This is a genomic window from Nonomuraea montanisoli, from assembly GCF_013363975.1.
GTDB classification, from domain to species: Bacteria; Actinomycetota; Actinomycetes; order Streptosporangiales; family Streptosporangiaceae; genus Nonomuraea; species Nonomuraea montanisoli.
Window position 1 is genome coordinate 41,617 of sequence record NZ_JABWGN010000023.1, and the last position, 22,638, is coordinate 64,254.

Consider the following 22,638-nt stretch of genomic DNA (forward strand, 5'->3'; position numbering starts at 1 on the left):
ACTCTCCCACATCACCGGACCGTCGGGCGTCACCTCTGGCGCAGGATCAGTGCCAGGGGTCGTAGTCGACCTCCAGCGGCTCCTGCGGCGGGCGTTCGGGCTCCGGGACGTGCTGGAGGTTGACGCGCACCCGGTACCACACGCTGCTGCGCCCCCGCATGCCGTCGACCAGCACGTCGGCGGGCTCCAGCCGGGCGGCCGCCCCGGGATGGCGGGCCTTCCACCGCTCGAAGCCCGCCAGGGCCTCGTCCTTGTGCTGGGCCTTGGCGATCTCGATGACCGGAACGACCTGGCGCCTGCGGCCGGTGCCCTTGGGCGGCTTGGGGGCGGGCCCCAGCGACTCGGCCAGCTCCAGCAGCCCGTCGAGCGTGCCCGGGTGGTCGTCGATGCCGGCCCACGGGTCGCCCCGCTCGGCCAGCCGGCGCGGGACGGTGTCGATCGTGAACAGCTCGGGCCGGCAGCCCGGCACCTCGTCCCAGGTCAGCGGCGTGGAGACGCGGGCATCGGGGACGGCGCGGACCGAGTAGGCCGAGGCGACGGTGCGGTCGTAGGCGTTCTGGTTGAAGTCGACGAAGACGCCGTGCCGCTCCTCCTTCCACCAGCGGCTCGTGGCCACCTCGGGGGCCCGCCGCTCGACCTCGCGCGCCACCGCCTCGGCGGCCTTGCGCACCTCGGCGAACGTCCACCGAGGCTCGATGCGGGTGTAGACATGGAATCCGCGCGAACCGGACGTCTTGGGCCAGGCGGTCAGCCCGTGGTCGGCCAGCACCTCCCGCGCCACCGTCGCGGTCGCCAGCACGTCGTCCCAGGCCACCCCGGGCACCGGGTCGAGGTCGATGCGCAGCTCGTCGGGGTGGGCGAGGTCGCCGGCGCGGACGGGGTGCGGGTTGAGGTCGACGCAGCCCAGGTTGACGACCCAGAGGAGCTGGGCCAGGTCGTTGACCACGACCTCCTCGGCGCTGAGCCCGGACCGGTAGCGCAGCTCGGCCACCTCGATCCACGGCGGCCGCTTGGCCGGGACCCGCTTCTGGAAGAACGCCTCCTCCTCGATGCCGCGCACGTACCGCTTGAGGATCATGGGCCTCCCGGCCACCCCGCGCAGCGCCCCCTCGGACACGGCCTCGTAGTAGCGCACCAGGTCGAGCTTGGTGTGGCCGGTCCGCGGGAAGATCACCTTGTCCGGGCTCGTGATGGACACCCGCCGCCCGGCGACCTCGATGTCAGGCATGGGCCCAACCCTACGCAACGCCTCCGACAATCCCCCGGACCAGCGCCGAGGACACCGGGTCCCGGACGCAGGGGTCAGAACCGGCCGTGGCGGCCCTCGCCGGAGGCGAAGCGGGCCGCCCCGGCCGCCGCGTCCGGCAGTGAGAGCAGCCCGTGGCGCAGCTCGTTCGTGATCGCCTCGGGTTCCGTCATGCCCTCCTGCTCCAGCAGCGACATCCGGTCGCCCCGCAGGCACGCCTGCGGGAACCGGGCCAGCTCGCGGGCCAGCGCCTCGGCGTGCGGCCGCGCGCCTCCGGTGGGCACGACGCGGTTGGCCAGCCCCATCCCGTACGCCTCCCGGGCCCCGACCGGCCGTCCCGTGAGGATCATGTCCATGGCGCGGGAGGCACCGATGAGGCGCGGCAGGCGTACGGTGCCGCCGTCGATCAGCGGCACGCCCCAGCGGCGGCAGAACACACCGAACACCGCGTCCTCCTCGGCCACCCGCAGGTCGCACCAGAGCGCGAGCTCCAGCCCGCCCGCCACGGCATGCCCGGCGACGGCGGCGACGACCGGTTTGGACAGGCGCATCCGGGTCGGGCCCATCGGCCCGTCGCCCTCCTCGCCGATGTGGTTGTCGAGCGCCTTCAGGTCGGCGCCGGCGCAGAACGTGCCGCCCTCGCCCCACAACACGGCGACGGACGCGTCCGAGGCGTCGAACTCCCGGAACGCGTCGGCGAGCGCCCCGGCGGTCTTGCGGTCCACCGCGTTGCGCGCCTCGGGACGGCTGAGCACGACGGTCGTGACGGGCCCGTCGCGTTCGATCCGTACGGTCATGTCCACCTCCGCGACCTCGGCCGGTCCTGGCCAGGGCCAGGAGCACCAGCATCCCCGTGGCCCGCCGCCCGCACAAGCCCGCCGGGTCCGGCGCCCACGACCGGGTACCCGTGTACGGGACGTAAAAGGACGCGCGCCGGAAGATCGCTTGCTGGAAGACTGGGCCGGTGGCGGAAGAGGAGGCGAAGATGACGATCACGGCGCTGACCGGCGCGGGGATCTCCACGGCGTCCGGCATCCCCGACTACCGGGGACCCAACGGCCTGTGGAAGACCGAACCCGACCATCTGCGGCTCGTCAGCATCGGCCCCTACCTGGACGATCCCGACGTACGACGCCGTTCGTGGGAATTCCGGCGCGCGAGCCCCGCCTGGACGGCCGAGCCCAACGCCGCCCATCGGGCGCTGGCCGAGCTGGAGCGGGCGGGGCGGCTCGACCGGCTGATCACGCAGAACGTCGACGGCCTGCACCAGAAGGCCGGTTCCCGGGCGGTGCTGGAGCTGCACGGCAACATGTTCGGCGTGACGTGCCTCGGCTGCGGCGCCCGCTCCACCCTGCGCGAGGCGCTCGACCGGATCGACGCGGGCGAGCCCGACCCCGCGTGCTCCACGTGCGGGGGCGTCCTCAAGACCACGACGGTCATGTTCGGCGAGGTGCTGCCCGAGGAGACGCTCGCGGAGGCGGTCCGGGCGGCGCAGCGGTGCTCGGTCTTCCTCGTCGTCGGCACCTCGTTGCAGGTGCAGCCCGCCGCGACGCTGGCCGGGCTGGCGGCGGAGGCCGGCGCCCGGCTCGTGATCGTCAACGGCGAGCCGACCCCGTACGACGACCAGGCCGACGAGGTGATCCGCGACCCGATCAGCGAGGCGGTCCCCCGCCTGCTGGCCACCCTGTGACCGCCCGGCCCGCCGAGCGGGTGGGGCTCGGTCGTGCCCGCGCTTCGGCCGGCGGGACGGCGGCGGCGAGCTGAGGGTCGTCCCCCGGCGGACGCGGGCGTCGGCCGGGGGCGTGTTCGCGGGGGTGGCGTGCGCCTTCTTCCGGGACGAGCCGGGCGACCTGTGGGTGCGGGCGCGGGGGCGCTTCGTGCTCCGGCGCGACAACCGGGGCACGGTACGGGCAGAGCCTCGGAAGTCCGGCAAGCCGGTCGCCATCCGGCTCGGCGACCGCCGACGATCTCAGCCTCGACGCCGGCGTGCCCGAGGGGCCGCGCCGTGGCCCGGTCGTCTACGCGCTGCGCCCTGCCAGGGTGCGCGAAGCGGCGCGGCACGCGCGGCGCATCCCCTGGCCCGGGCTCGACGCGGCCCTCTCACCAGGGGATGCCGAGGCGCCGGAGCACGAGGATTTCAAACGCGATCGGGGCTTCGTCGCCGCACCGGCCCTCGGGTCAGGTCGTCGCACCGGCCCCGTGTCAGAGGGTGACGGCCCCCTCCAGGAGATCGTCGAAGCGGTCCAGGTCCGAGGCCGGGCGGTCGAGGCCGCGCAGCGGGCCGTGGTCGGCGAGGTGGGCCTCGGCGTAGAGCCGGGCCACCAGCGCCTTGCGGTCCGTGCCCAGCTCGCGCTGCTCCCAGCCCGCCTGCTCCAGCAGCAGCGCCGCCGCGTAGACGTCGGCCATGAGCTGGGCCAGCGGGTACAGCCGGGCCTCGGCCACCTCCGGGTCCAGGCCGGACCAGACGGTGATCGCCTTGCGGAGGTCGCCGATCCGGGCCCGGACCAGGTCGCCGGAGCCCTCGGGGGCCTGGGCGACGGCCGCCTCCAGCCGGTCCAGGAACGGCTCGTGGGCGCTCTCGCGGACCATGGCGCGGCGGACGTCGAGGCAGAGGATGTTGTCACCGCCCTCCCAGATCGGGTTGACCTGGGCGTCGCGCAGGAGGCGGGCGACCGGCCACTGCTCGATGTAGCCGTTGCCGCCGTGGATCTCGACGGCGTCGCTGGCGGCGGTCAGGCCGAGGCGGGTGGCGCGCAGCTTGACCAGGGCGGGCGCGAGGCGGAGCCGGGGACCGGCGTGGCCGTCGAAGACGAGCGCCTGGACGGCCTCGACCTCGACGATCAGCTCCGCCAGCTTGCGGCGCATGAGCGGCTGGTCGATGAGCCTGCGGCCGAACGCCTCCCGGGCGCGGGCGTAGCAGATCGACTCGACGAGCGCGCGGCGCGCCACGCCGAGTCCCATCATGGCCACGCCGAGCCGCGAGGCGTTGGTCAGCTTCATCATCGTGGCGAGCCCGGACGAGCCCGCGCCGGCCGCTCCGGGTCCCGAGCCTGCGCCGGCCGCTCCGGCTCCCGGTCCGGCGCCGGGGGCCCCGGCCAGCAGGAACGCCTCGGCTCCGTCGAACTCGACCTCCGCCGAGGCCACCGACCGCGTGCCCAGCTTGTCCTTGAGCCGCCTGATCCGCACCCCGTTGCGGGAGCCGTCCCGCCGCTCCCAGAGCACGAGGAACGGCGCGACGGCGACCCCGTCGCCGGTCGCGGCCCGGGCGAGCACGACGAACGCCGAGCCGTTGGCGTTGGAGGCGAACCACTTGAGCCCGGTCAGCCGCCACGCCTCGCCGTCGGGCACGGCCGTGGCCTCCAGCGCGGCCAGGTCGGAGCCGCCGGTCCGCTCCGTCAGCATCTGGGCGGCCTCGCCGGAGTAGAAGCCGTTGGCGAAGATGGCCCGGACCCGGTCCCGCACGTCGGCGGGCGCGTGCCGCTCGGCCAGCGAGACGACCATGTCGCCGCCGGTGCCGAGGGCGCAGCCCATGCCGATGTCGGCCTGGTCGAGCAGGTACGTCCAGGCGGCGGCGAGCGCCGCCGGGTCGGCGCCGTGGGCGCGGGCCTCCTCGGCGAAGGCCGGTGAGGTGAAGTTGTCGGCCATGAGGGCGTCGCGGGCGGCGTGGAAGGAGGGCGGCATGACGACCTGGCTGACGTCCCTGCCCCACTTGTCGTACTTCTCCAGCCGGGGCGGGTTGCGGTCGGTCTCCTCCGCCCACCCCGCGACGGGGCCGCCCATGAGCGCGCCGAGCCGGTCCAGGTGCGGCTCGGCCCAGGCCAGGCCGTCGCCGAGGTGCCGCCGCATGAGCAGCCGCAGGGTCGGGTCGCAGGTCCACCAGTTGCGGCCCGCGGCGCCCTGGTAGCGCTCGGTCGCGTAGCGGTCGCTGCCGTCGAACGGTTCGATGAGATAGCGCTGCCCCATGCCCGGAGTGTTACATATACTCGACACGCGATGGAAGACCGTAATGGCATGAGTGTGAGTGGCATGGGCGCGCAGGGGCTGAGCGCGCGCTCCGCCGTGCTGAGCGCGCTGCTCGGCAGCCACCCGCCGAGCCTGCCCGCCCGTCATCTGGTGCGGGTCGGCGGGCTGTTCGGCATCGCCGAGGGCACCGTACGGGTGGCGCTGTCCCGCATGGTGGCCGCCGGGGACCTCTTCCAGGAGGACGGCCGCTACCGGCTGTCGGAGCGGCTGGTCGAGCGGCAGGCGCGCCAGGACGAGAGCCGCGACCCGCACCTCAAGGCGTGGGACGGCTCGTGGGAGATCGCCGTCGTCACCGCCGAGCGGCGCGCGCCCGCCGACCGGGCCGCGCTGCGCCACGCGATGACGGCGCTGCGGATGGCCGAGCTGCGCGAGGGCACCTGGATGCGCCCGGCCAACCTGCTGCGTCCCTGGCCCGCGACCGTCACCGCGCAGTGCACGCTCATCGACGGCAGGCCGCGCACCGATCCCACTCCCCTGCTGTGGGACCTCGACGGGTGGGCCGCCGAGGCGCGCGAGCTGGAGCGGCGGCTGGAGCGGGCCGAGGGGCTGGCGGAGGGGTTCCTCGTGTCGGCGGCCGTGCTGCGGCACCTGCTGGCCGATCCGCTGCTGCCCGAGGAGCTGCTGCCGGACGGCTGGCCGGGACGCGAGCTGCGCGCCCGCTACGACGCCTTCGACCGCCGCTACCGCGAGGTGCTCCAGCGCCACCTCACCAGCCCGGCCGGCCCCTGAGCGTCAGAGCGTCAGAGCGTCAGAGCGTCAGAGCGTCAGAGCGTCAGAGCGTCAGAGCGTCAGAGCGTCAGAGCGTCAGAGCGTCAGAGCGGGACGCCGAAGACGATCCGCTTGTTCCTGAACTCGGTGACGGACCACACCTGCCCGCCCCGCACGCTCAGGTCCTCGGGCCCGATCGGCATCGACCGGGTGGTGAGCTTGCCGTCGCGGTACACGAGCAGCTTGCCGTTGGTGCGCGCGTCGGCCGCCTGGCTCAGGTACCACGCCCCGCCGCTCGACACCGCCCCCTGGATCTTCGGGTGGCCGAGGACGAACGCGTCGCGCGGCGTGCCGCCCAGGTCGGGGCCGAGGTCCCAGCGGACCACGCGGCCGCCCGGCCCGTTCTCGTCGTACTCGCCGCTGATCAGCGTGTGCGGGGTGGTGCTGCGGTCGATCGAGACGAACGAGAACAGCGGCCCGGGCTGCGCGACGCGCCAGAAGTCGCTCTGCGGGATGACGTACCGGTAGCCGAACGCGTGGAAGCGCCCGTCGCGCCGCCCCACCTGGGCGGGGTCGCCGAGGTCGCTCTGCACGCTGCGCAGGTCGAGCACGTGACGCATGTCGAAGACGCGCAGGCCCCGGGTCGTGTCGGCCACGTACAGCAGGTCGCCGTGCCAGGCCACCCCGCCCGCGTGGATGTTGATCGGGGCGTACGAGCCGTCGGTACGGGGCTCGACCAGCAGCGCGTGCTGGTACTTCAGCGTCTGCGGGCTGAGGAGGGTGAGCCTGACGCCGCGCTCCGGCACGGGCGGCGCGGGCTTGAAGTACCAGGTCACGGCCAGCACCGAGGCCCCGGCCGAGCCGGAGTCCTCGCCGCAGGTCAGGCCCTGCGGGTACCAGTCGGGCGTGTCCTGGTCCTTGACGTCGAAGGCGTACCAGTCGGCCGGGCGGGGCTGCATCGCGCCGAGCGCCGCCGCCACTCCCCTGCGGATCCCCGTGCGGTTGGCGCGGGCGAGCACCGTCGCCGTCGTGACCGCGCCGATCTCCCCCGCGAGCTTTCCGGCCGCCTCCGCCAGCGTGCCGGTCGCCCGCCGTAACGTGTACGGCGTCGCGTCCGCCGGAACCATCCCCGTGCCCGCCATGTGATCCTCTCCTCGTTCCGTCCGATGTGATCAGTTTGACGGGCGGAGCGCCGGGATTGTTGCGACTATCGCCACATATGCACGGGAAGGCCCGACAGCGCGTTCTCGTGGTACTCCCGCACGAGCCGCTCACGGTCGCCGCCGAGCCGCGCCAGCGCCTCGCGCTGCCAGGTCGAGCCGGTGCGGCGCAGCCGGGCCCGCTGCTCGATGACGCCGAGTGCCCCGTCCACGTCGTCCGGCACCACCCCGGCGGCCAGCAGCGCCGCGCGCGCCTCCGGCAGCAGGCTCAGCACGAGGTCGGCCGCGTCCATCTCGCCGTCCCTGCCCGGCCAGGACAGCTTCGCGTCCAGGCCGTTCATGGCCGCCCGGTAGAAGTTCTGGTACGTCTCGGCGAAGCGGTAGCCGGTCAGGTCGCGCTCGGCCTCGGCCAGCGTGAGCCCGACGAGGAACGCCGCGTTGGCCGTCATGTCGGCGCACGAGGGCCCGGCGGGCAGGGCGCGCATCTCGACCCGCAGGTGACCGCCGCCGGCCGGGTCGTAGACGGGCCGGTTCCACTGCCAGACCGTGCCCTGGTGCAGCCGCAGCTCGGGCACGTCCAGCGGGTCGTCGTTGTCGCGCAGCTCGGGCATGATCGGGGCGTAGTCGCGGACGTACCTCTCGAACAGCTCGTACGCCCCCTCACGCACCCAGTCCGACCCGAACGTGACACGGCCGTCGCGGCGCTCGCGGCGCTCGATGTCGCGGTCGTCGACCGCCTCCTCCATGAGCGGGATCCGCGTCTCCTCCCACAACCGCCTGCCGAGGAACGACGGCGAGTTGCCGCACACCGCGAGCACCGGCCCGATCGCGAGCTGGGCGGCGTTGAACACCCTGGCGAACCGCTGGGGCGGGGTGCGCAGGTGCACCTGCCAGGAGGTGTTGGCCGCCTCCAGGAGCACGTCCGACACCGCCAGCTCCAGATCCTCGATCTTGACGAGAAACGGTTCCAGCCGCAGCCGGCGAAAGCCCCGGCTCATGGCCCGGTACCTGTTCTGGTCGCTCATCGCCTCCCGGGTGAAGTCCTCGGTGCCGAGCGTGGGCAGGATGCCGATCGGCACCGCTCCCCCGCCCGGCCCCGCGGCCCCGGCCGCCGCGTCCACCTTGGCCAGCGCCTCCTGAACCTCGCCGCCGAGGTCCTCGAACGGCCGGCCCGCCAGCGGCAGCGGCGTGAGGTTGACCTCCAGGTTGTAGCGGCCCAGCTCCAGCACCACGCGCGGGTCGCCGAGCACGCGCAGGGTCTCCTCGTTGCGCGGCAGCGGCCGGCCGCTCCCGTCGATCAGGACCAGCTCCAGCTCCGCGCCGATGGTCGTGGGCCCCTCGCCGAATCCCGGCCGGTCCAGCAGCCCCCGCAGCGTGCCGAGCTGTTCCCGGAGCCGCTCGCCGAACGCGGTGTACTCGGCCTCGGTGAAGCGCTCCTTGTCCAGATCCTGTCCCATGCCCCCCTTACTGTCCGGACAGAGGGCGGCCACACCTACCAGGTCAGAGGGCCGTCCTCCGACAGGAAGGCGCCGGTCGGGCCGTCGGCGCCGAGCGTGGCCAGGCGTACCGCGATCACCGCTCCCTGCTCGGCCGTGCGGTAGCCGGTGTGGCCGTTGAGGTCGGTGGCGCAGTAGCCGGGGGTGCACGCGTTCACCTTGATCGGGGTGTCGCGCAGCTCCTTGGCGTACGAGGCGGTCACCATGTTGAGCGCGCTCTTGGAGGAGTTGTAGGCCAGGAGATTGTTCTCCCAGAAGGGGGTCTCCGGGTCGAGGGCCAGGCTGATCGAGCCCAGCTCGCTCGACACGTTCACGATCCGGCCCGCCTCCGACCGGCGCAGCAGCGGCAGCATGGCGTTGGTCACCGTGACCACGCCGAAGACGTTCGTCTCGTACACCTCGCGCAGCGTCGACGCCGGCGTGGCGCTGGGGTTCGGCTCCGGCGGCCAGCCACCGGCGACCCCGGCGTTGTTCACGAGCACGTCCAGCCTGCCGTACTCCCGTTCGATCCACTTGGCCGCGGCCTGGACGCTCTCCTCGTCGGTCACGTCGAGCAGCACGTACGGCTGGCCGAGCCGCTCGGCGGCGGCCCGCCCGCGCTCGTCGTCGCGCGCCCCGACGACCGCGGTGACGCCGCGCTCGGCGAGCTGGCGCGCGATCTCGAAGCCGATTCCCTTGTTGGCACCCGTAATCAGGGCTGTCGTCGTCATGCCCTCCACCGTCGCGGCACTCCGGACGTGACGGGAGAGACCTCCCGAAGCTGGGATCGGCGGTACCACCCACGCGAACCGCCCAACAGGGATGATGGAGGCATGGACCGTGACCAGCTCGCCGAGTTCCTCCGCACCCGCCGCGCCCGCCTCACCCCGCGCGAGGCCGGCCTGCCCGCCGGGGAGCGGCGGCGCACGCCGGGGCTGCGGCGGCAGGAGGTCGCCCAGCTCGCCGGCATGTCGGTCGACTACTACATCCGGCTGGAGCAGGGCCGCGGGCCGCACCCGTCGCGCCAGGTGCTGAACGCGCTGGCCCGCGCGCTCATGCTGAGCCAGGACGAGCGGGCGCACCTGTTCCACCTGACCGGGCAGGCGCTGGAGCAGCCGGGCGCCGCCGGCCGGCGCAGGGGCGACGTGCCGGCGAACATCCTGCACCTGATCCACTTCCTGGAGGAGGTGCCGGCGTTCGTGCTCGACGCCAAGTACGACTTCCTCGCCTGGAACCCGCTGGCGAGGGCCGTCATGCAGGGCCTCGACAGCGCGGGCCCGGAGCAGCCCAACGCCATCCGCTGGGTCTTCGGCGCGCCCGATCTCGCCGACCACCTCGCCGACGAGGAGAAGAGCCGTTTCGCCCGCGCCGCCGTCGCCGACCTGCGCGCCGCCTCGGGCCGCTACCCCGGCGACGCCGGGATCCGGGCGCTGGTCGCGGAGATGCTCGCGCTCAGCCCGGAGTTCGCCGCGCTGTGGGACCGGCACGAGGTGGAGGTGCGCCGCGAGCAGCGCAAGGTGATCCACCATCCGCTCGTGGGCGCCATCGAGGCGACCTGCCAGGTGCTGCCCGTGCCCGACCGTGACGACCTGCGCCTGGTCATCTACACCACCGAGCCCGGCTCGCCCTCGCACCAGGCCCTGCGCGAGCTGCGCCGTCTCATCGCCGCCGCGGGGCACGCCGGGTGGAACGTGGGGTGAGAGCCTTGCGCGGGCCGCGGCGCCTGACCCTAAGCTCATGAGATGCGAGCCGTTGCGTTTGACCTGTTCGGCGGAGAGCTCGACCTCCGCGACCTGCCCGACCCCACCCCCGCAGCGCACGGCGCGGTGATCCGCGTGCACGCCACGGGCCTCTGTCGCAGCGACTGGCACGGCTGGCAGGGCCACGAGCCCGACATCCGCGCCCTGCCGCACGTGCCCGGCCACGAGCTCGCGGGCGTGGTCGAGGCGGTCGGCTCCGACGTGCGCGGGTGGCTGCCAGGGGCGCGGGTGACCGTCCCGTTCGTGTGCGCCTGCGGCACCTGTACGGCCTGCGCCGCCGGCGAGCAGCAGGTGTGCGAACGGCAGACGCAGCCCGGCTTCACCCACTGGGGCTCGTTCGCCGAGTACGTGGCGATCGACCACGCCGACGTCAACCTCATCGCCCTGCCCGAGGAGATGGCCTACACCACGGCCGCCGGGCTGGGCTGCCGCTTCGCCACCGCGTTCCGCGCCGTCGCCCGGGTGGGCGAGGTGCGGCCGGGCGAGTGGGTGGCCGTCCACGGCTGCGGCGGCGTGGGGCTGTCCGCGGTGATGATCGCCTCGGCGGCGGGCGCGCGGGTGGTGGCCGTCGACATCAGCGCCGACGCGCTGCACCTGGCCGAACGGGCGGGCGCGACGCATTTCGTGGACGGGTCCGCGGGCGACGCGGGCGCCCAGGTGCGCGAGCTGACGCGGGGCGGCGCGCATGTGTCGATCGACGCGCTGGGCAGCCCGCGCACGTGCGCCGCCTCCGTCGAGAGCCTGCGCCGCCGCGGCCGGCACGTGCAGGTGGGGCTCCTGCCCGGCGAGACGACGCCGGTGCCGATGAGCCGGGTGATCGCGCAGGAGCTGCGGCTGCTGGGCAGCCACGGGATGGCGGCGCACGCCTACCCGCCGATGCTGGAGATGATCCGGGCCGGCATCCTGCACCCGGACCAGCTCGTCACGCGGACGATCGGGCTGGCCGACGCGGGCAAGGCGCTGGCCTCGATCGGCTCGGTGCCGGGCGTGACGATGATCGTCCCCGGCGGCTAGGCGTCCTCCAGGGGCACGCGCAGCGTGGCGAGCACCGTGGCCAGCATGCCGTAGTGGGCGATGAGCATCACCAGCTCGATCCGCTCCGTCTCGTCGTAGCGTTCGCACAGGGCGGCCCAGGTGGCGTCGCTCAGGTCCCCGCCGGCGTGGAGCTCGTCGGCCGCCCGCAGCACCAGCAGGTCGCCGGGCGGCCAGTCGGCGTCGTCTCGCCGTACGGCGTCGATCTCCCGGTCGGTCAGGCCGGCCTCGCGGCCGATGCGCGTGTGGTGGGCCCACTCGTAGGCGCTTCCGTGGCGGTGCGCGGTGCGCAGGATGGCCAGTTCGCGCTCGCGCGCGGGCAGGGTGCCGTACAGCAGGACGCTGCCGAAGCCGAGCCAGGCGCGGAAGAGCCTGGGGTGGCGGCCGAGCGTGGTGAAGACGTTCTGGGGGTTGTCCCGCTGGAAGTCGTCCCACTGCTCGGGCGGGAGGGGGCGCACGCGAGGTTCCATGAACGTCAGCATCCCCCATCCAGGATGTGAAGAACTTCATCCAGTGGACCAGAGCACCCAGTGGGCCGGGGAGCCGGTCCACGGGCACGTCACAGGTGCGGCTCTCGGTCGCCGCGTACGCCTACGTCAGCGGACGACGACCCGCGTCCGCGAAGAAATGCAGGAATTTCCGGCGCTCTAGCATGCTTCCGCCGTAACTGGGCAGAGACTCGCGGTGACGGCGCCCTGACACCCCGCGCGCGCGGGTGTCAGGGCTGCCTTCAGAGAACCGGAAAGGTCTTGCTGGCCGACCGCGAGGACAAACGTTGATCCGAACGTTGCTGGCTGAGGACATGCATCTGGTACGCGGCGCGATCGTGGCCCTGCTGGCCTACGAGGAGGACATCGAGATCGTCGCCGAGGTCGACCGGGGGGACAGGATCGTCGCCGCCGCCCGCTCCTCCGGGGCGGACGTGGCCGTCCTCGACGTCTCACTGCCCGGCAAGGACGGCCTGGAGGCGGCCGGGGAGCTGCACGAGGAGCTGCCGCACTGCGGCGTCCTCATCCTGACCGGCGTCGGCACGCCCGGCCTGCTGCAGCGGGCGCTGGACGTGCACGTGCGCGGCTTCATGGCCAAGGACGCGCCGCCGCACCAGCTCGCCGACGCCATCCGCCGGGTGGCCGCCGGGGAGCGGGTCATCGACTCCGAGCTCGCCATCGCCGCGATGCGACCGCTGGAGCCGCCGCTGACGCCCCGCGAGCTCGACGTGATCGGCGCGGCGGCCGAGGGCGCGCCGGTGTCGGAGATCGCGGCCTCGCTGTTCCTGTCGGAGGGAACGGTCCGCAACTACCTGCACCGCACCACCTCCAAGCTCGGCGCCCGCAGCCGCATCGACGCGATCCGCATCGCCCGCGAGTCGGGCTGGATCTGACCCCTCCGGCTCCGGTGAGGCCCGGAGTGCCGTCAGGACGCGGTGAGGCCGGTGTGGGCGGCGGCGAAGGCGAGGACGTCGGCGGCGAGCGCGACGGAGCGGCTGACCGCGCGGGCGCCGTGGCCGACGTCGGGGTCGTGGCGCAGCAGCACCGGCCCCTGCCCCGACGTCGCCGCCTGCAGGGCCGCGCACATCTTGCGGGCGTGCATCGGGTCCACCCGCGAGTCGCCGCCCGAGACCGTGAAGAGCGTCGCCGGGTACGCGGCCCCCTGGCGTATGTGGTGATAGGGCGAGTAGCCGAGCAGCCAGGCGAGCTGCTCCGGGTCGGCGGCCGTGCCGTACTCCGTCGCCCAGGAGGCGCCGAGGCCGGAGCGCTCGTAGCGGACCATGTCGAGCAGCCCGGCCGAGCAGATCACGGCGGCGAACAGGTCGGGGCGGCGGGTCAGGGCGGCGCCGACGAGCAGGCCGCCGTTCGACTCGCCCCAGGCCGCCAGGCGGCCCGGCTCCGTCCAGCCGTCGGCGACCAGCTTCTCGGCGGCGGCCTCGAAGTCGGCGAAGACGTTCCGCTTGCGGTCGAGCATGCCGTCGCGGTGCCAGGACTCCCCCTCCTCGCCGCCGCCGCGCAACTGCGCCACGGCGAGGACGCCGCCCGCCTCCACCCAGGCGCGCGAGTCGGCGGCGTACGCGGGCGTCAGCGGCACCCCGAACCCGCCGTACCCGGTCAGGATCGCCGGCCGCGGCCCGTCACGGCTGGGCAGGGCGGAGACCACCATGCGGACGCGCGTGCCGTCGGCCGAGGTGTACTCGACGTGCCGGCTCTCCACCTCCGTGAACGGCAGGTGCCCGGGCGCGGTCGCCCAGCGGGTCGCGGCGCCGTCGCGGGCGTCGTAGCGCCAGACCTCGGCGGGGGTCACGGCGTCGGTGTAGCCGAACCACGCCTCGTGGCCGCCTCCCGGACGCGAGGTCAGGGCGGTGACGGTGCCGCTGCCCGGCAGGGGCACCTCCGCCAGCCGCTCCCCCGTGACCGCGTCGTGGACGCCGATCTCGCCGACGGCGTGGCGGGTGCGGGCGACGAGCAGCCGGTCGCCGTCCAGCACCGTGAACGCGCCCAGCACCGCCGCCCCGTCCTCCGGGACCAGCTCCTTCCAGGCCGACGGTTCCGCCGGGTCGGCGACGCAGAGCCGGCGGCGCGGGGCGTCCTGGTCGGTCAGGACGTAGAGGCGGCCGTCGGGGCCGACGGCCGCCTCGGTGCGGGCGTCACGCTCGCGTCCCGCTTCGTGGACGGGACGCGGGTCGAGCCGGGCGGGGTCGCCGGCGGACAGGCCGGCCAGCCAGGCGCCGTTGCCCGCCCGGGTGCCCGCGGTGATGACCAGCCATCGGCCGTCGCCACTGGTCTGCAGCCCGTACGCGACCGGGCCCCGGGCGAACACCTCCACGTCGGCCGGGTCGCCGAGGCGGTGCAGGTAGACGCCCTGGCGGAAGCGGACGTAGTAGAAGGCGTCGCCGCCGGGCAGCCAGGCGACGGGCGAGTAGCGGCAGCCGCCGATCGGGCCGCCCACCGGCCGGCCGGTGTCCAGGTCGAGGACGCGCAGGTCGGCGCGCTCGTCGCCGCGCCGGGACACCTGGTAGGCGAGCAGGCGGCCGTCGTGGTCCGGCTGCCAGCCGTCGAGCGTGGTCAGTCCCGACGGGTCGATCGCCGACGGGTCGAGGACCGGCCGGCCGTCGAGGTGCAGCACCGGATGCTCCTGCCCCGCGGACTGGGCCAGGTGGAAGCGACGCCCGCCGCGCCACAGCGGCGGCGTGACCAGGCCGGCGGCGCTCAGCTCCATCAGGCGCGCCTCGAACCGGTCGCGCAGTGGCAGCGTGGCGGCGTGCTCGCGCCACAGCCGGTCCTGCACCTGCTGCCAGGCGCGGGTCTCCGGGGTGCCGGGGTCCTCCAGCCAGCGGTAGGGGTCGGCGACGTCGTGGCCGTGGAGGTGGTCGATGTGGCGCAGACGCATCGCGTCCGGATATTTCATGACACGGGCTCCGGTTGCCAGTGGCCGACCAGGTCGGCGTACAGGGGGGCGGTGCGGACGAGCTCGTCGTGCGTGCCGGCGCGCACGTCCGGCCCGTCCATGAGCAGGACGCGGCCGGCGCGCCGCGCCGAGGTGATGCGGTGCGCGACCACGACGAGCGTGCCGCCGCGCCGGGCGAACGCCCGCTCCACCCGGGCCTCGGCGGCCGGGTCGAGGCAGGACGTCGCCTCGTCCAGGACGACGAGGCGGGCGGGCGACAGGTAGGCGCGGACGAGGGCGACGAGCTGGCGCTGTCCGGCGGACAGGACGGCGGGGTCGAGCGGCGCGTCGTACCCGCCGGCCGCCTCCACCAGGTCCTCCGCCCCGAGCGCCGCCACGGCCCGCCCGAGCTCGCCGTCCGGGGCTCGCGGGGCCAGGTACGTGAGGTTGTCGCGGAGCGTGCCGCGGAAGACGTACGCCTCCTGCGGGATGAGGACCCGGGCGGACGGGGCGGCGCACGCGGCCGGGACGCCGCCGATCAGCGCCTCACCGGCGTCGGGCCGCAGCAGGCCGCTGACCAGGGCCGCCAGCGTGGACTTGCCCGCCCCGCTGGGCCCGACCACCGCCAGGTGCTCCCCTTCCGGCACACGCAGGTCGAGGTCCGCCACGACCGGCCGCGCGTGCGGTCCGTACGCGAACGCGACCCCGCGCAGCCGGACCTCCGCGCCCTCGGGGCGCAGGCGCGGCACCGGCGGCGCCTCCTCCGTTCCCGAGGCGGCGATGCGGTCCAGCGTGGCCGCCAGCCGCACGCCGCTGACGCCGAGCCCCTGCACGAACCCGCCGAGCGCGGGCGCGAGCGACTGCGTGACGTACGCGAGCGCGCCCACCACGACGCCGGCGCCGGCTCCGCCGCGCAGCAGCCACGGCGTCCCCGCCAGGAGCAGCAGGACGGGCAGCCACCCGCCCACGGCCAGCGCGGCCGTGCGGACCGCCGTGACACGGGCGAGGGCGCGTGCCGCGCGGGCCTGTTCCGCGACGCGCGCCGCCAGCCGCTCGCCCTCGCGCTCCTCCGCGCCGCAGGCGGCGATGTCGCGCAGCCCGCCCATCGTGGCCGTCGTCGCCTCGGCGAGCCGTTCGTCGGCCACCAGGAACGCGCGCTGCCCGCGCGCCAGCGCCGGCAGCGACGCCAGGAACAGTCCCAGCCCGGCGGCGAACGGCGGCAGCACCAGCGCCGCCGCGCCCGGCGCCAGCGTGAGGAGGCCGAGCACGACGCTGAGCACGGTGAACGCGAACCCCCTGACCGTCGTCACCACCGCCGCGAACGCGTCCCTGGCCAGCTCGACCTGGAGTCCGGCGCGGGTGACAGCCGCGCTGTCGCGTCGCGCGCCCGCCGTGGCGGCGGCCCGCCGTACGGCGCCGTGGACGACGACGGCGAGCAGGTCGTCGCGGAACGGTTCGGCGACGGCGGCCACGGCGAGCACGATCTGGCGCGCGGCGACGGCGGCGAGCAGCCACGCCGCGCCGAGCGCGGCCAGCCACGCCAGGCCGGTGGCGGGGCGGCCCGCCGCGAAGCCGTCCTCGATGGCGCGGGCCACGGCGTGCCCGATGAGGAACGCGGGCACGGCTTCCAGGACCGACCAGGCGGCGATGCGGGCGAGCTGGTGGGGGTGCCGCCGCAACGCCCGCCGGAGCGGCGCCGTCGCCGTGCCGCGGCGGGCGGTGGTCCCGGGGGTGGTCATGAGGTCTTCTCCTGGGCGACCGCCCGCTTCGGGGAGGTCGGCTTATCCGCGTGGGGCGTCTCCTGGTCGGAGGACGGCTCTCCGAAGGCGGGGTCCTGGAAGACCGCGCGGTAGGCGGGGTCGCGCCAGAGGTCGGCGTGGGTTCCCTTGGCGCGTACGGTGCCGTCGTCCAGCCAGACGACCAGGCCGGCGCGGGCGGCGGTGGCGACGCGGTGGGCGGCGATCAGCCGGGTGCGGCCGGCGGGGTCGGCGGTGAGGGCCCGGCCGACCTGGCGCTCGGTGACGGTGTCGAGGCTGCTGGTGGCGTCGTCCAGGACGAGCAGGCGTCCGGCCTGGGCGAAGGCGCGGGCCAGACCGATCCGCTGCCGTTCGCCGCCGGACAGGGGCGCGTCGGGGAGCGGGGTGGCGTACCCCTGGGGCAGCCGCTCGACGAAGCCGTCCGCCCTGGCCGCCGCTGCCGCCGCCGCGACGCCTCCCGGAGGCGCGCCCGGCAGCCCTGCGGGAGGCGCGCCCGCGACGCCTTCGGAAGGCGCGACCGGGAGGCCGAGGGCGATGGCGTCGCCGATGGTGTCGCCGACCAGTACGGGGCGGTCGAAGGCACAGCCGATCGCGCGCCGCAGCTCGTCGTGCGACAGCTCGGGCAGCGGAACGCCGTCCAGCAGGATCGTCCCGCGTTCGGGGTCGGCCAGGCGGGCCGCCAGCGCGGTGAGCAGCGACTTGCCCGAGCCCGAGCGCCCCACGACCGCCGTCACGGACCCGCCGGGGACGACGAGGTCCCCGACCGCGAGCCCGTGCGCCGCCACGCCCCGGAACTCCAGCGTGCCGGGCGACCATGCCTCCCGGCCCGGCGTGCCCGTCGGCGACATCCCTCCGTTCGGCGCGCCCGCCGTCGACATCCCCCCGCTCGGCGTGCCCGTCGGCGACGTCCCCCCGTTCGAGGCGGCGGGTGGCCCGGTGAGACCGCGGGCGCCGTAGGCGGGGCGCGGGATCGCGAGGAGGTCGGCCAGGCGGGCGCCCGCCGAGCGCGCCCGGGCCAGTGCCCCGGCCAGTCCCAGCCCCGTGCTGAGCGCCGACCCCAGCACCGCGTACCTCGCCGCCGCGTACAACTCCCCCACCGTCAGCTCGCCCGAGGCCAGCAGGAGACCGCCGGCCGCCAGCACCGCCACCTCGGCCAGCGGCACGACCAGCCCGGCGCGGACCCCGGCCGAGGCGTTGGCCCGCCACAGGGCCAGGCCGTGCCGGCGCAGCCGCTCCAGGGGCGCGAGGACGCGGTCGGCCTCGCGGTCGGCGGTGCCCGCCGCCGCGATGGTGCGGGCGCCGTCCAGGGCGCCGACGAGCCGGGCGACGATCTCCCCCTGCGCCTCCTGGTAACCGCCCGCGATGGCCGTCGTCGTACGGAGGAACCCGCGCAGCACCAGCAGCACGAGGACGATCCCGGCGGCCAGGGCGACGGTGAGGGCGGGGTGGATGAGGGTGAGCGCGACGAGCGCGCCGGCCGTCGGGACGAGCAGCGCGAGCGCGCCGGTGACCGTCTCCGGGGCGCGGCCCGCCTCCTCGGCGTTGAGCCCGGCCCGGGTGGCCAGCTCCCCCTCGGGGAAGCGGCGGGTGGCGGCGGGCCCGGCGCCCAGCACATGGCGCAGGACCCGGCGCCGGAGCAGTGCCGCGGCGCGGGCGCCGCTCGCGCCGCGCGCCCACACGCCGACGCTCTCGCACACCATGACACACGCGACGAGCGCGACGCAGGCGGCCGGCCAGCCACCGGCCCCGCCCGCGAAAGCTTCTTCGAGCCCGGTGACGACGCCGGCGGAGGACTCCGTGGCCCCGCCCGCGAACGCTCCGGTGAGGGCGTCCACCGTGCGGCCCGCCGCGTACGGCAGGGCCAGCTCGGCGGCGGCCCCGGCGACGGCCGTGACCGCCAGCACCACGGGCCAGGGCCCGCCGCGCCGTACGGCGTCCATCACCAGCCGGTCTCCGGCCCGCACCCGTACCTCCCTCACCGAATCACCCCGGAATGCCGGGGATCCCCGCGCCGACGAGAGCGGCGGCGCGGGGATCGCCGATGTCGCGGGTCAGTGGCAGACCGCGACGCTCAGGTTGCTGGGAGCGCCGGAGTGGCAGCCCAGCACGGTGAGCGTGGAGCCGCCGCTGGCGACGTCGCTGCTCGCCGGGGACTCGAGGCCCTGCAGGTCGAGAAGCACCATGGTTCACACCTCCTTCCATGTGTCGGGGTTGCGGGGCCGCCCTTGCGGGACCGGCTCCAGGAAGGGCAGGTGCGTGGGCTGGTCGCCCAGCACCGAGCCGAGCGCGAACAGGACACCCGCGGTGCCCGTCGCGAAGTCCATCGACAACCGCAGCAGCTGGTCGCCGGGGAAGGCGAGGCCGCCGGCGAACGGCAGCGCGTGCCAGCGCAGCCCCTCGACGAGGCGGCCGGCGTCGGGGTCGCCGTCCGGGAGCGCGGCGACGAGGCCGGCCCGGCCGGTGAACAGCCCGGGCTGGACGTAGTAGCCGGCGTGGCCGGCCCGCCGCAGCCGGGGCAGCGCCTCGGCGAGCTCGGGGTCGTCGCGGTGGCCGAGGTAGCGGGCGAGGACGAGGGCGATGCCCGCGGATCCCTCGTCGAGGTACGGCAGGAGCCGCCAGCCCTGGTTCACCTGGAGCGAGCCGTCCTGGGCGGTGGCGCAGCGGCGCAGGTCCTGCCGGAGCGCGGTGGCGGCCAGGTCGAGCAGCGCGCCGTCGCCGGTGTGCTCGTAGGCGTGCAGGAAGAGCAGGGCGGGACCGCTGGAGCCGTGCATGAGGCCGGCGCGGGGGTTGTCGCCGCCGCTGGTCTCGGGGACGTCGCCGGGGCCGCCGAGCCGGTCGGCGCAGATGTCGGCGGCGCGCAGCGCGGCCCGGGTCAGGTCGGGCTCGCCGAGGTGCAGGAGGCTCAGCCCGATCCCGGACAGGCCGGAGTGGAGAGCGGACTCGAGCCCGTCCCATCGCTCGCGTAAGCAGGCGGAGGCCAGGTCGAGCGCGTCCGCGCGGCGTCCGAGGCGGTCGAGGACGTACGCGATGCCGTGCAGCCCGTCGTACAGGCCGAGCCCCGAGCCCTGGACGGGCCGCATCGCCCGCTCGCGCAGCCATTCCTCGTACGCGGGGAACCTGCCGGCGCCGGTGGCCGTGAGGGCGAACAGGACGCCGGCGGCGCCGTGGGCGAGGTTGAGCCCGCCGCCGGGGCGGAACTGGGCCACGTCGCCGGGGAAGAGCCGGTCGTCGCGTTCGGGGGTGGCGGAGGCGGTGATGGCCCGGCACATCGCGTCGCGCAGGTCGGTCCAGGGCGCGAGCCCCGGCGCGGGCACGCGGTCCGCGACGCGAGTCGACGACGCTTCGGGGCCGGCGATGATGACCGCTCCGGGGCTTGCGACGGTGGCCGCTTTTGGGCCGGCGATGGTGGCCGCGGCCGCGCGGGCCATGTCCGCCGTTCCCGGGAAGTGCTCGGCGACCAGCTCGGCGAGCTGATGGATCTTGGGCCGGTGCAGCGGCAGCATGATGGTGCACTGCGGGGCGAACAGCCCGAACCGCAGGCATGCCATCGCGTACCTGTCGACGTCCACGCCCTGCCGGTCCGGCGGCGCGGCGAACGCGGGGTGCGCCAGCGCGGAGCGCGCGCCGTCGCCCACCAGCGTGGCGACCTCGTAGTCGATCAGCACCACGCGCCCGCCGTCGGTGAGCAGCACGTTGTCCGGGTGCAGGTCGCCGAAGACGACGCCGCGGGCGTGCAGCGCCTCGACGGCCTCCTCCACCTGGTCGAGCGTGGCGAGCGCCCAGCGGGTGTACGCGGCGACGTCCTCGGGCCCGCAGGTGGCCCGGGTCAGGGGGTAGCGGTGGACGAGGCGGCGCTGGAGCGGCGTGCCGTCCACGAACTCGGTCACGATGAAGTGGTGCTCGCCGAGCGTGAAGTGGTCGCGCAGCGCGGGCGCCGCGTCGAGGCCGGCCAGGCGCTCCAGCACGTCGCGCTCGTGGGCGAGCCGGGTGACCGCGTCGCGTCCGGCGGCGTCGAGGCCGGCGTGCGGGCGCGCCTCCTTGAGCACCAGCCGCTCGCCGGTCGAGCGGTGGCGGGCCAGGTAGACACCGCCGCCGTTGGAGAAGTGCAGGACCTGCTCGATCTCGTACGGCAGGCCGTTCGTGGTGACCGCGTTGCGGGCGGCCAGGTGGGGCTCCAGGAAGGCGGGCAGGGTCGTCCACGGCGGCACGGTGAACGTGGAGCCGCGCACGTCGGGCACGAGCCGGCCGTCGCCGTCCTCGACGGCCAGCACCCGCTCGCCGCCGCCGGACAGGCAGTGCCGCTCGGCGAAGCCGCCGTAACGGACGTAGAGCGGGCCCTCGCCGTAGCGCAGGTCGCTGAGGACGTACGGGCCGCGGACGCCGCGCAGCAGTTCGTGCAGCTCCTTGAGGGCGAGTTCGAGCTGCGCCTCGTCGCGCGGGTAGATGGTGACGAGTTTCCCGCTGGAGGCGCGGGAGGCGGCCTTGGAATTGACCATCACGTGAACGGCCGGGCCGCGCAGGAACTTGAAGGCGATTCCGCGGGGGACACAATATTCCCACACCGCGGAGATGGCCCGTTCGGCGTCGTCGAGGCGGGCGGAGACGTGGATCTTCCAGCCCTGGCGGGGCAGCGGCGGCTGGCCGGTGGCGGCGTAATAGCACCAGGTCCCGGTGACCTCGTGGGCCCAGCCCTCGGGGAGCGGCCGGCGCAGGATGGAGAAGCCCGACTCCTCGGCCTTGGTGCGGCCGAGTGTGTCGTAGAAATGGCTGTCTGCCAGGCAGTACAGCTCATACTGGTCCATCTGGCGCCCCTCCCGGTGCGGTCTGGGATAAAGATTGGCGCTCCGGGTGGGTTTGCGGCTAGTAACACGTTAAACCGCTAAATTGTGTGAAATATGATTACATATGTGTGTTCCTCATCAAACGCTGGTTAGACGGTCACGATAGGCGCGGGGCACGAAAGCCGAGAAAGCGAATTCACCGCCATGGATTTCCGTCTCCAGCCACCCGCCCAGCAGCGCGACCCGCTCCGTGAGGTTCACCAGCCCGTGCCCGCCGTCGCCGTAGCCGTGCTGGCGCCGTCCCGGGCGGACGCCGTCGTTCCTCATCGACAGCCGGATCAGCCGGTCCTGCTCGTCCAGCCGGATCACGCACCGCCGCGCCGCCGCGTGCCGCAGGATGTTCGTCACCCCCTCGCGCAGCACGTGGACCAGCGCCTCGGACACCTCCCCCGGCATCTCACGGCACGACACCCGTACGTCGCAGCGCACCCCCACCGACTCCAGCAGGGCGCGCGCCGACGCCAGCTCGCTCTCCAGCGACGCGTGCCCCGCGCCGTGGGCGACGGCGCGCACGTCCGAGGCGAGGACGCGCAGCAGCTCCAGCGTCTCCCCCGCCTCCATCCCCGCCTTGGGATCGCCCTCCCGCACCAGCCGCTCCACGAGCTGCGCCTTCAGCACCAGGACCGCCAGCCGGTGTCCCACCAGGTCGTGCAGATCGCGGGTGAACCGGCGGCGCTCCAGCGCGACCGCCCGTTCGATGACGTCGTTGCGGGCGCCGGCCAGCCAGTGCGCCCGCCCGGCGAGCGTCACCACGGCGTACTCGGCCAGCCCCAGCGCCGGCGCCGCCACCGCCCAGCCGGTGTGGTCCAGGGCGCCCGGCGGCGCCCACAGCAGCACCGGGCCGCACGTCACCGCGAGGGCCACCAGCGCCAGGGAGCGGATCCGGTACGCGACGACGAGCAGCGCGCCCGACAGCAGCCCGCACACCGGCGTCCACGCCGCCCCGTACCACGGCATCGGCAGGTACGTCAGCCACGCCTGCGCCCCGACCAGCCACCACCCGCCCTCGCGGCGCGCCAGCACCCCGAACAGGAACCGTGCGTGCACGACCAGCAGCGCCAGCAGGGCCGCCGCCCCGGCGAACGCCCATCCCGGCCCGCCCGTCACCGCCTCTCCCGAGAGCCCTCCCGCCGAGGGCCCTCCCGCCGAGAGGCCTCCTGCCGAGAGCGCGGCCTGGACCGGCGCGGTCACGCCCGCCAGCCCCGCCGTCAGCGCGACCCGGCCCAGCAGCAACGGGGACATGGGAGTGACGACCGCC

Annotated in this window: 18 protein-coding genes; 5 read left to right on the top strand and 13 right to left on the bottom strand. The window is 75.0% G+C overall.

All coding sequences use genetic code 11. The annotated features are described in order from the left end of the window. Positions 1-46: 46 nt before the first annotated feature. Both ligD and HTZ77_RS41235 read right to left on the bottom strand, forming a co-directional pair. Entirely contained in the window at positions 47-1,228 is a 1,182-nt protein-coding gene (gene ligD, locus HTZ77_RS41230) for a non-homologous end-joining DNA ligase (RefSeq protein ID WP_175595227.1), read from the bottom strand. A gap of 74 nt (positions 1,229-1,302) precedes the next feature. Beyond that, on the bottom strand, positions 1,303-2,043 hold the full coding sequence (locus HTZ77_RS41235; RefSeq protein ID WP_175595228.1) for a crotonase/enoyl-CoA hydratase family protein: 741 nt from the start codon (positions 2,041-2,043) through the stop codon (positions 1,303-1,305). A gap of 188 nt (positions 2,044-2,231) precedes the next feature. Here HTZ77_RS41235 and HTZ77_RS41240 point away from each other — a divergent pair, with 188 nt between their 5' ends. Further along, the gene (locus HTZ77_RS41240) at positions 2,232-2,936 is read left to right on the top strand and encodes an SIR2 family NAD-dependent protein deacylase (RefSeq protein WP_175595229.1); all 705 of its coding nucleotides are present in this window, start codon (positions 2,232-2,234) and stop codon (positions 2,934-2,936) included. A 512-nt stretch (positions 2,937-3,448) separates the two neighbouring features. On the opposite strand, the gene HTZ77_RS41245 is transcribed toward HTZ77_RS41240, so the two are convergent. Further along, complete coding sequence (locus tag HTZ77_RS41245) at positions 3,449-5,209, bottom strand: acyl-CoA dehydrogenase family protein (protein ID WP_175595230.1); 1,761 nt, start codon at positions 5,207-5,209, stop codon at positions 3,449-3,451. A 48-nt stretch (positions 5,210-5,257) separates the two neighbouring features. On the opposite strand from HTZ77_RS41245, the gene HTZ77_RS41250 reads away from it, so the two are divergent. Further along, positions 5,258-5,998 (top strand): PaaX family transcriptional regulator C-terminal domain-containing protein, encoded by a 741-nt coding sequence (locus tag HTZ77_RS41250; RefSeq protein WP_175595231.1) that lies wholly within the window; start codon positions 5,258-5,260, stop codon positions 5,996-5,998. Positions 5,999-6,081: 83 nt separating this feature from the next. Here the strand turns inward: HTZ77_RS41250 and HTZ77_RS41255 are convergent, their stop codons facing one another. The 3 genes from HTZ77_RS41255 to HTZ77_RS41265 form a co-directional block, all read right to left on the bottom strand. Next, entirely contained in the window at positions 6,082-7,119 is a 1,038-nt protein-coding gene (locus tag HTZ77_RS41255) for a hypothetical protein (RefSeq protein ID WP_175595232.1), read from the bottom strand. A 65-nt stretch (positions 7,120-7,184) separates the two neighbouring features. Further along, positions 7,185-8,594 (bottom strand): glutamate--cysteine ligase family protein, encoded by a 1,410-nt coding sequence (locus HTZ77_RS41260; protein WP_175595233.1) that lies wholly within the window; start codon positions 8,592-8,594, stop codon positions 7,185-7,187. Positions 8,595-8,629: 35 nt separating this feature from the next. Then, positions 8,630-9,343 carry an SDR family oxidoreductase gene (locus HTZ77_RS41265; protein WP_175595234.1) on the bottom strand — a complete coding sequence of 238 codons (714 nt, stop codon included), beginning with the start codon at positions 9,341-9,343 and terminating at the stop codon, positions 8,630-8,632. A gap of 102 nt (positions 9,344-9,445) precedes the next feature. Between HTZ77_RS41265 and HTZ77_RS41270 the strand changes: the two genes are divergently transcribed. Both HTZ77_RS41270 and HTZ77_RS41275 read left to right on the top strand, forming a co-directional pair. After that, positions 9,446-10,312, top strand: coding sequence for a helix-turn-helix transcriptional regulator (locus HTZ77_RS41270; protein WP_175595235.1), 867 nt, complete (start codon positions 9,446-9,448; stop codon positions 10,310-10,312). Between the two features lie 42 nt (positions 10,313-10,354). Further along, positions 10,355-11,386 (top strand): zinc-dependent alcohol dehydrogenase family protein, encoded by a 1,032-nt coding sequence (locus HTZ77_RS41275; protein WP_175595236.1) that lies wholly within the window; start codon positions 10,355-10,357, stop codon positions 11,384-11,386. Here the strand turns inward: HTZ77_RS41275 and HTZ77_RS41280 are convergent. Further along, positions 11,383-11,874, bottom strand: coding sequence for a carboxymuconolactone decarboxylase family protein (locus HTZ77_RS41280; RefSeq protein ID WP_175595237.1), 492 nt, complete (start codon positions 11,872-11,874; stop codon positions 11,383-11,385). The two genes, HTZ77_RS41275 and HTZ77_RS41280, sit on opposite strands and share 4 nt — an antisense overlap. Before the next feature lie 305 nt (positions 11,875-12,179). Here HTZ77_RS41280 and HTZ77_RS41285 point away from each other — a divergent pair, with 305 nt between their 5' ends. Beyond that, positions 12,180-12,785 (top strand): response regulator transcription factor, encoded by a 606-nt coding sequence (locus HTZ77_RS41285; protein WP_175595238.1) that lies wholly within the window; start codon positions 12,180-12,182, stop codon positions 12,783-12,785. A gap of 32 nt (positions 12,786-12,817) precedes the next feature. Here HTZ77_RS41285 and HTZ77_RS41290 read toward each other — a convergent pair whose 3' ends face one another. From HTZ77_RS41290 to HTZ77_RS41315, 6 genes are all read right to left on the bottom strand, one after another. Continuing rightward, positions 12,818-14,803: a prolyl oligopeptidase family serine peptidase gene (locus HTZ77_RS41290; protein ID WP_175595239.1), complete on the bottom strand. Its 1,986-nt coding sequence runs from the start codon at positions 14,801-14,803 to the stop codon at positions 12,818-12,820. Next, the gene (locus HTZ77_RS41295) at positions 14,800-16,521 is read right to left on the bottom strand and encodes an ATP-binding cassette domain-containing protein (RefSeq protein WP_175595240.1); all 1,722 of its coding nucleotides are present in this window, start codon (positions 16,519-16,521) and stop codon (positions 14,800-14,802) included. The genes HTZ77_RS41290 and HTZ77_RS41295 overlap by 4 nt, the downstream gene beginning before the upstream one ends. Continuing rightward, positions 16,518-18,518 (bottom strand): ABC transporter ATP-binding protein, encoded by a 2,001-nt coding sequence (locus HTZ77_RS41300; protein ID WP_328809069.1) that lies wholly within the window; start codon positions 18,516-18,518, stop codon positions 16,518-16,520. Before HTZ77_RS41300 ends, HTZ77_RS41295 begins: the two co-directional genes overlap by 4 nt. A 72-nt stretch (positions 18,519-18,590) precedes the next feature. Continuing rightward, positions 18,591-18,722, bottom strand: coding sequence for a SapB/AmfS family lanthipeptide (locus HTZ77_RS41305; RefSeq protein WP_175595241.1), 132 nt, complete (start codon positions 18,720-18,722; stop codon positions 18,591-18,593). A 3-nt stretch (positions 18,723-18,725) separates the two neighbouring features. Next, positions 18,726-21,341 carry a class III lanthionine synthetase LanKC gene (gene lanKC / locus HTZ77_RS41310; RefSeq protein ID WP_175595242.1) on the bottom strand — a complete coding sequence of 872 codons (2,616 nt, stop codon included), beginning with the start codon at positions 21,339-21,341 and terminating at the stop codon, positions 18,726-18,728. Positions 21,342-21,458: 117 nt separating this feature from the next. Next, positions 21,459-22,622 carry a sensor histidine kinase gene (locus tag HTZ77_RS41315; RefSeq protein WP_175595243.1) on the bottom strand — a complete coding sequence of 388 codons (1,164 nt, stop codon included), beginning with the start codon at positions 22,620-22,622 and terminating at the stop codon, positions 21,459-21,461. Positions 22,623-22,638: the final 16 nt, after the last annotated feature.

What these genes read in the sequence shown, in the direction of transcription:
- ligD (WP_175595227.1), bottom strand. Translation starts at nt 1,228, where the DNA reads ATGCCTGACATCGAGGTCGCCGGGCGGCGGGTGTCCATCACGAGCCCG.
- HTZ77_RS41235 (WP_175595228.1), bottom strand. Translation starts at nt 2,043, where the DNA reads ATGACCGTACGGATCGAACGCGACGGGCCCGTCACGACCGTCGTGCTC.
- HTZ77_RS41240 (WP_175595229.1), top strand. Translation starts at nt 2,232, where the DNA reads ATGACGATCACGGCGCTGACCGGCGCGGGGATCTCCACGGCGTCCGGC.
- HTZ77_RS41245 (WP_175595230.1), bottom strand. Translation starts at nt 5,209, where the DNA reads ATGGGGCAGCGCTATCTCATCGAACCGTTCGACGGCAGCGACCGCTAC.
- HTZ77_RS41250 (WP_175595231.1), top strand. Translation starts at nt 5,258, where the DNA reads ATGAGTGTGAGTGGCATGGGCGCGCAGGGGCTGAGCGCGCGCTCCGCC.
- HTZ77_RS41255 (WP_175595232.1), bottom strand. Translation starts at nt 7,119, where the DNA reads ATGGCGGGCACGGGGATGGTTCCGGCGGACGCGACGCCGTACACGTTA.
- HTZ77_RS41260 (WP_175595233.1), bottom strand. Translation starts at nt 8,594, where the DNA reads ATGGGACAGGATCTGGACAAGGAGCGCTTCACCGAGGCCGAGTACACC.
- HTZ77_RS41265 (WP_175595234.1), bottom strand. Translation starts at nt 9,343, where the DNA reads ATGACGACGACAGCCCTGATTACGGGTGCCAACAAGGGAATCGGCTTC.
- HTZ77_RS41270 (WP_175595235.1), top strand. Translation starts at nt 9,446, where the DNA reads ATGGACCGTGACCAGCTCGCCGAGTTCCTCCGCACCCGCCGCGCCCGC.
- HTZ77_RS41275 (WP_175595236.1), top strand. Translation starts at nt 10,355, where the DNA reads ATGCGAGCCGTTGCGTTTGACCTGTTCGGCGGAGAGCTCGACCTCCGC.
- HTZ77_RS41280 (WP_175595237.1), bottom strand. Translation starts at nt 11,874, where the DNA reads ATGGAACCTCGCGTGCGCCCCCTCCCGCCCGAGCAGTGGGACGACTTC.
- HTZ77_RS41290 (WP_175595239.1), bottom strand. Translation starts at nt 14,803, where the DNA reads ATGAAATATCCGGACGCGATGCGTCTGCGCCACATCGACCACCTCCAC.
- HTZ77_RS41295 (WP_175595240.1), bottom strand. Translation starts at nt 16,521, where the DNA reads ATGACCACCCCCGGGACCACCGCCCGCCGCGGCACGGCGACGGCGCCG.
- HTZ77_RS41305 (WP_175595241.1), bottom strand. Translation starts at nt 18,722, where the DNA reads ATGGTGCTTCTCGACCTGCAGGGCCTCGAGTCCCCGGCGAGCAGCGAC.
- lanKC (WP_175595242.1), bottom strand. Translation starts at nt 21,341, where the DNA reads ATGGACCAGTATGAGCTGTACTGCCTGGCAGACAGCCATTTCTACGAC.
- HTZ77_RS41315 (WP_175595243.1), bottom strand. Translation starts at nt 22,622, where the DNA reads ATGTCCCCGTTGCTGCTGGGCCGGGTCGCGCTGACGGCGGGGCTGGCG.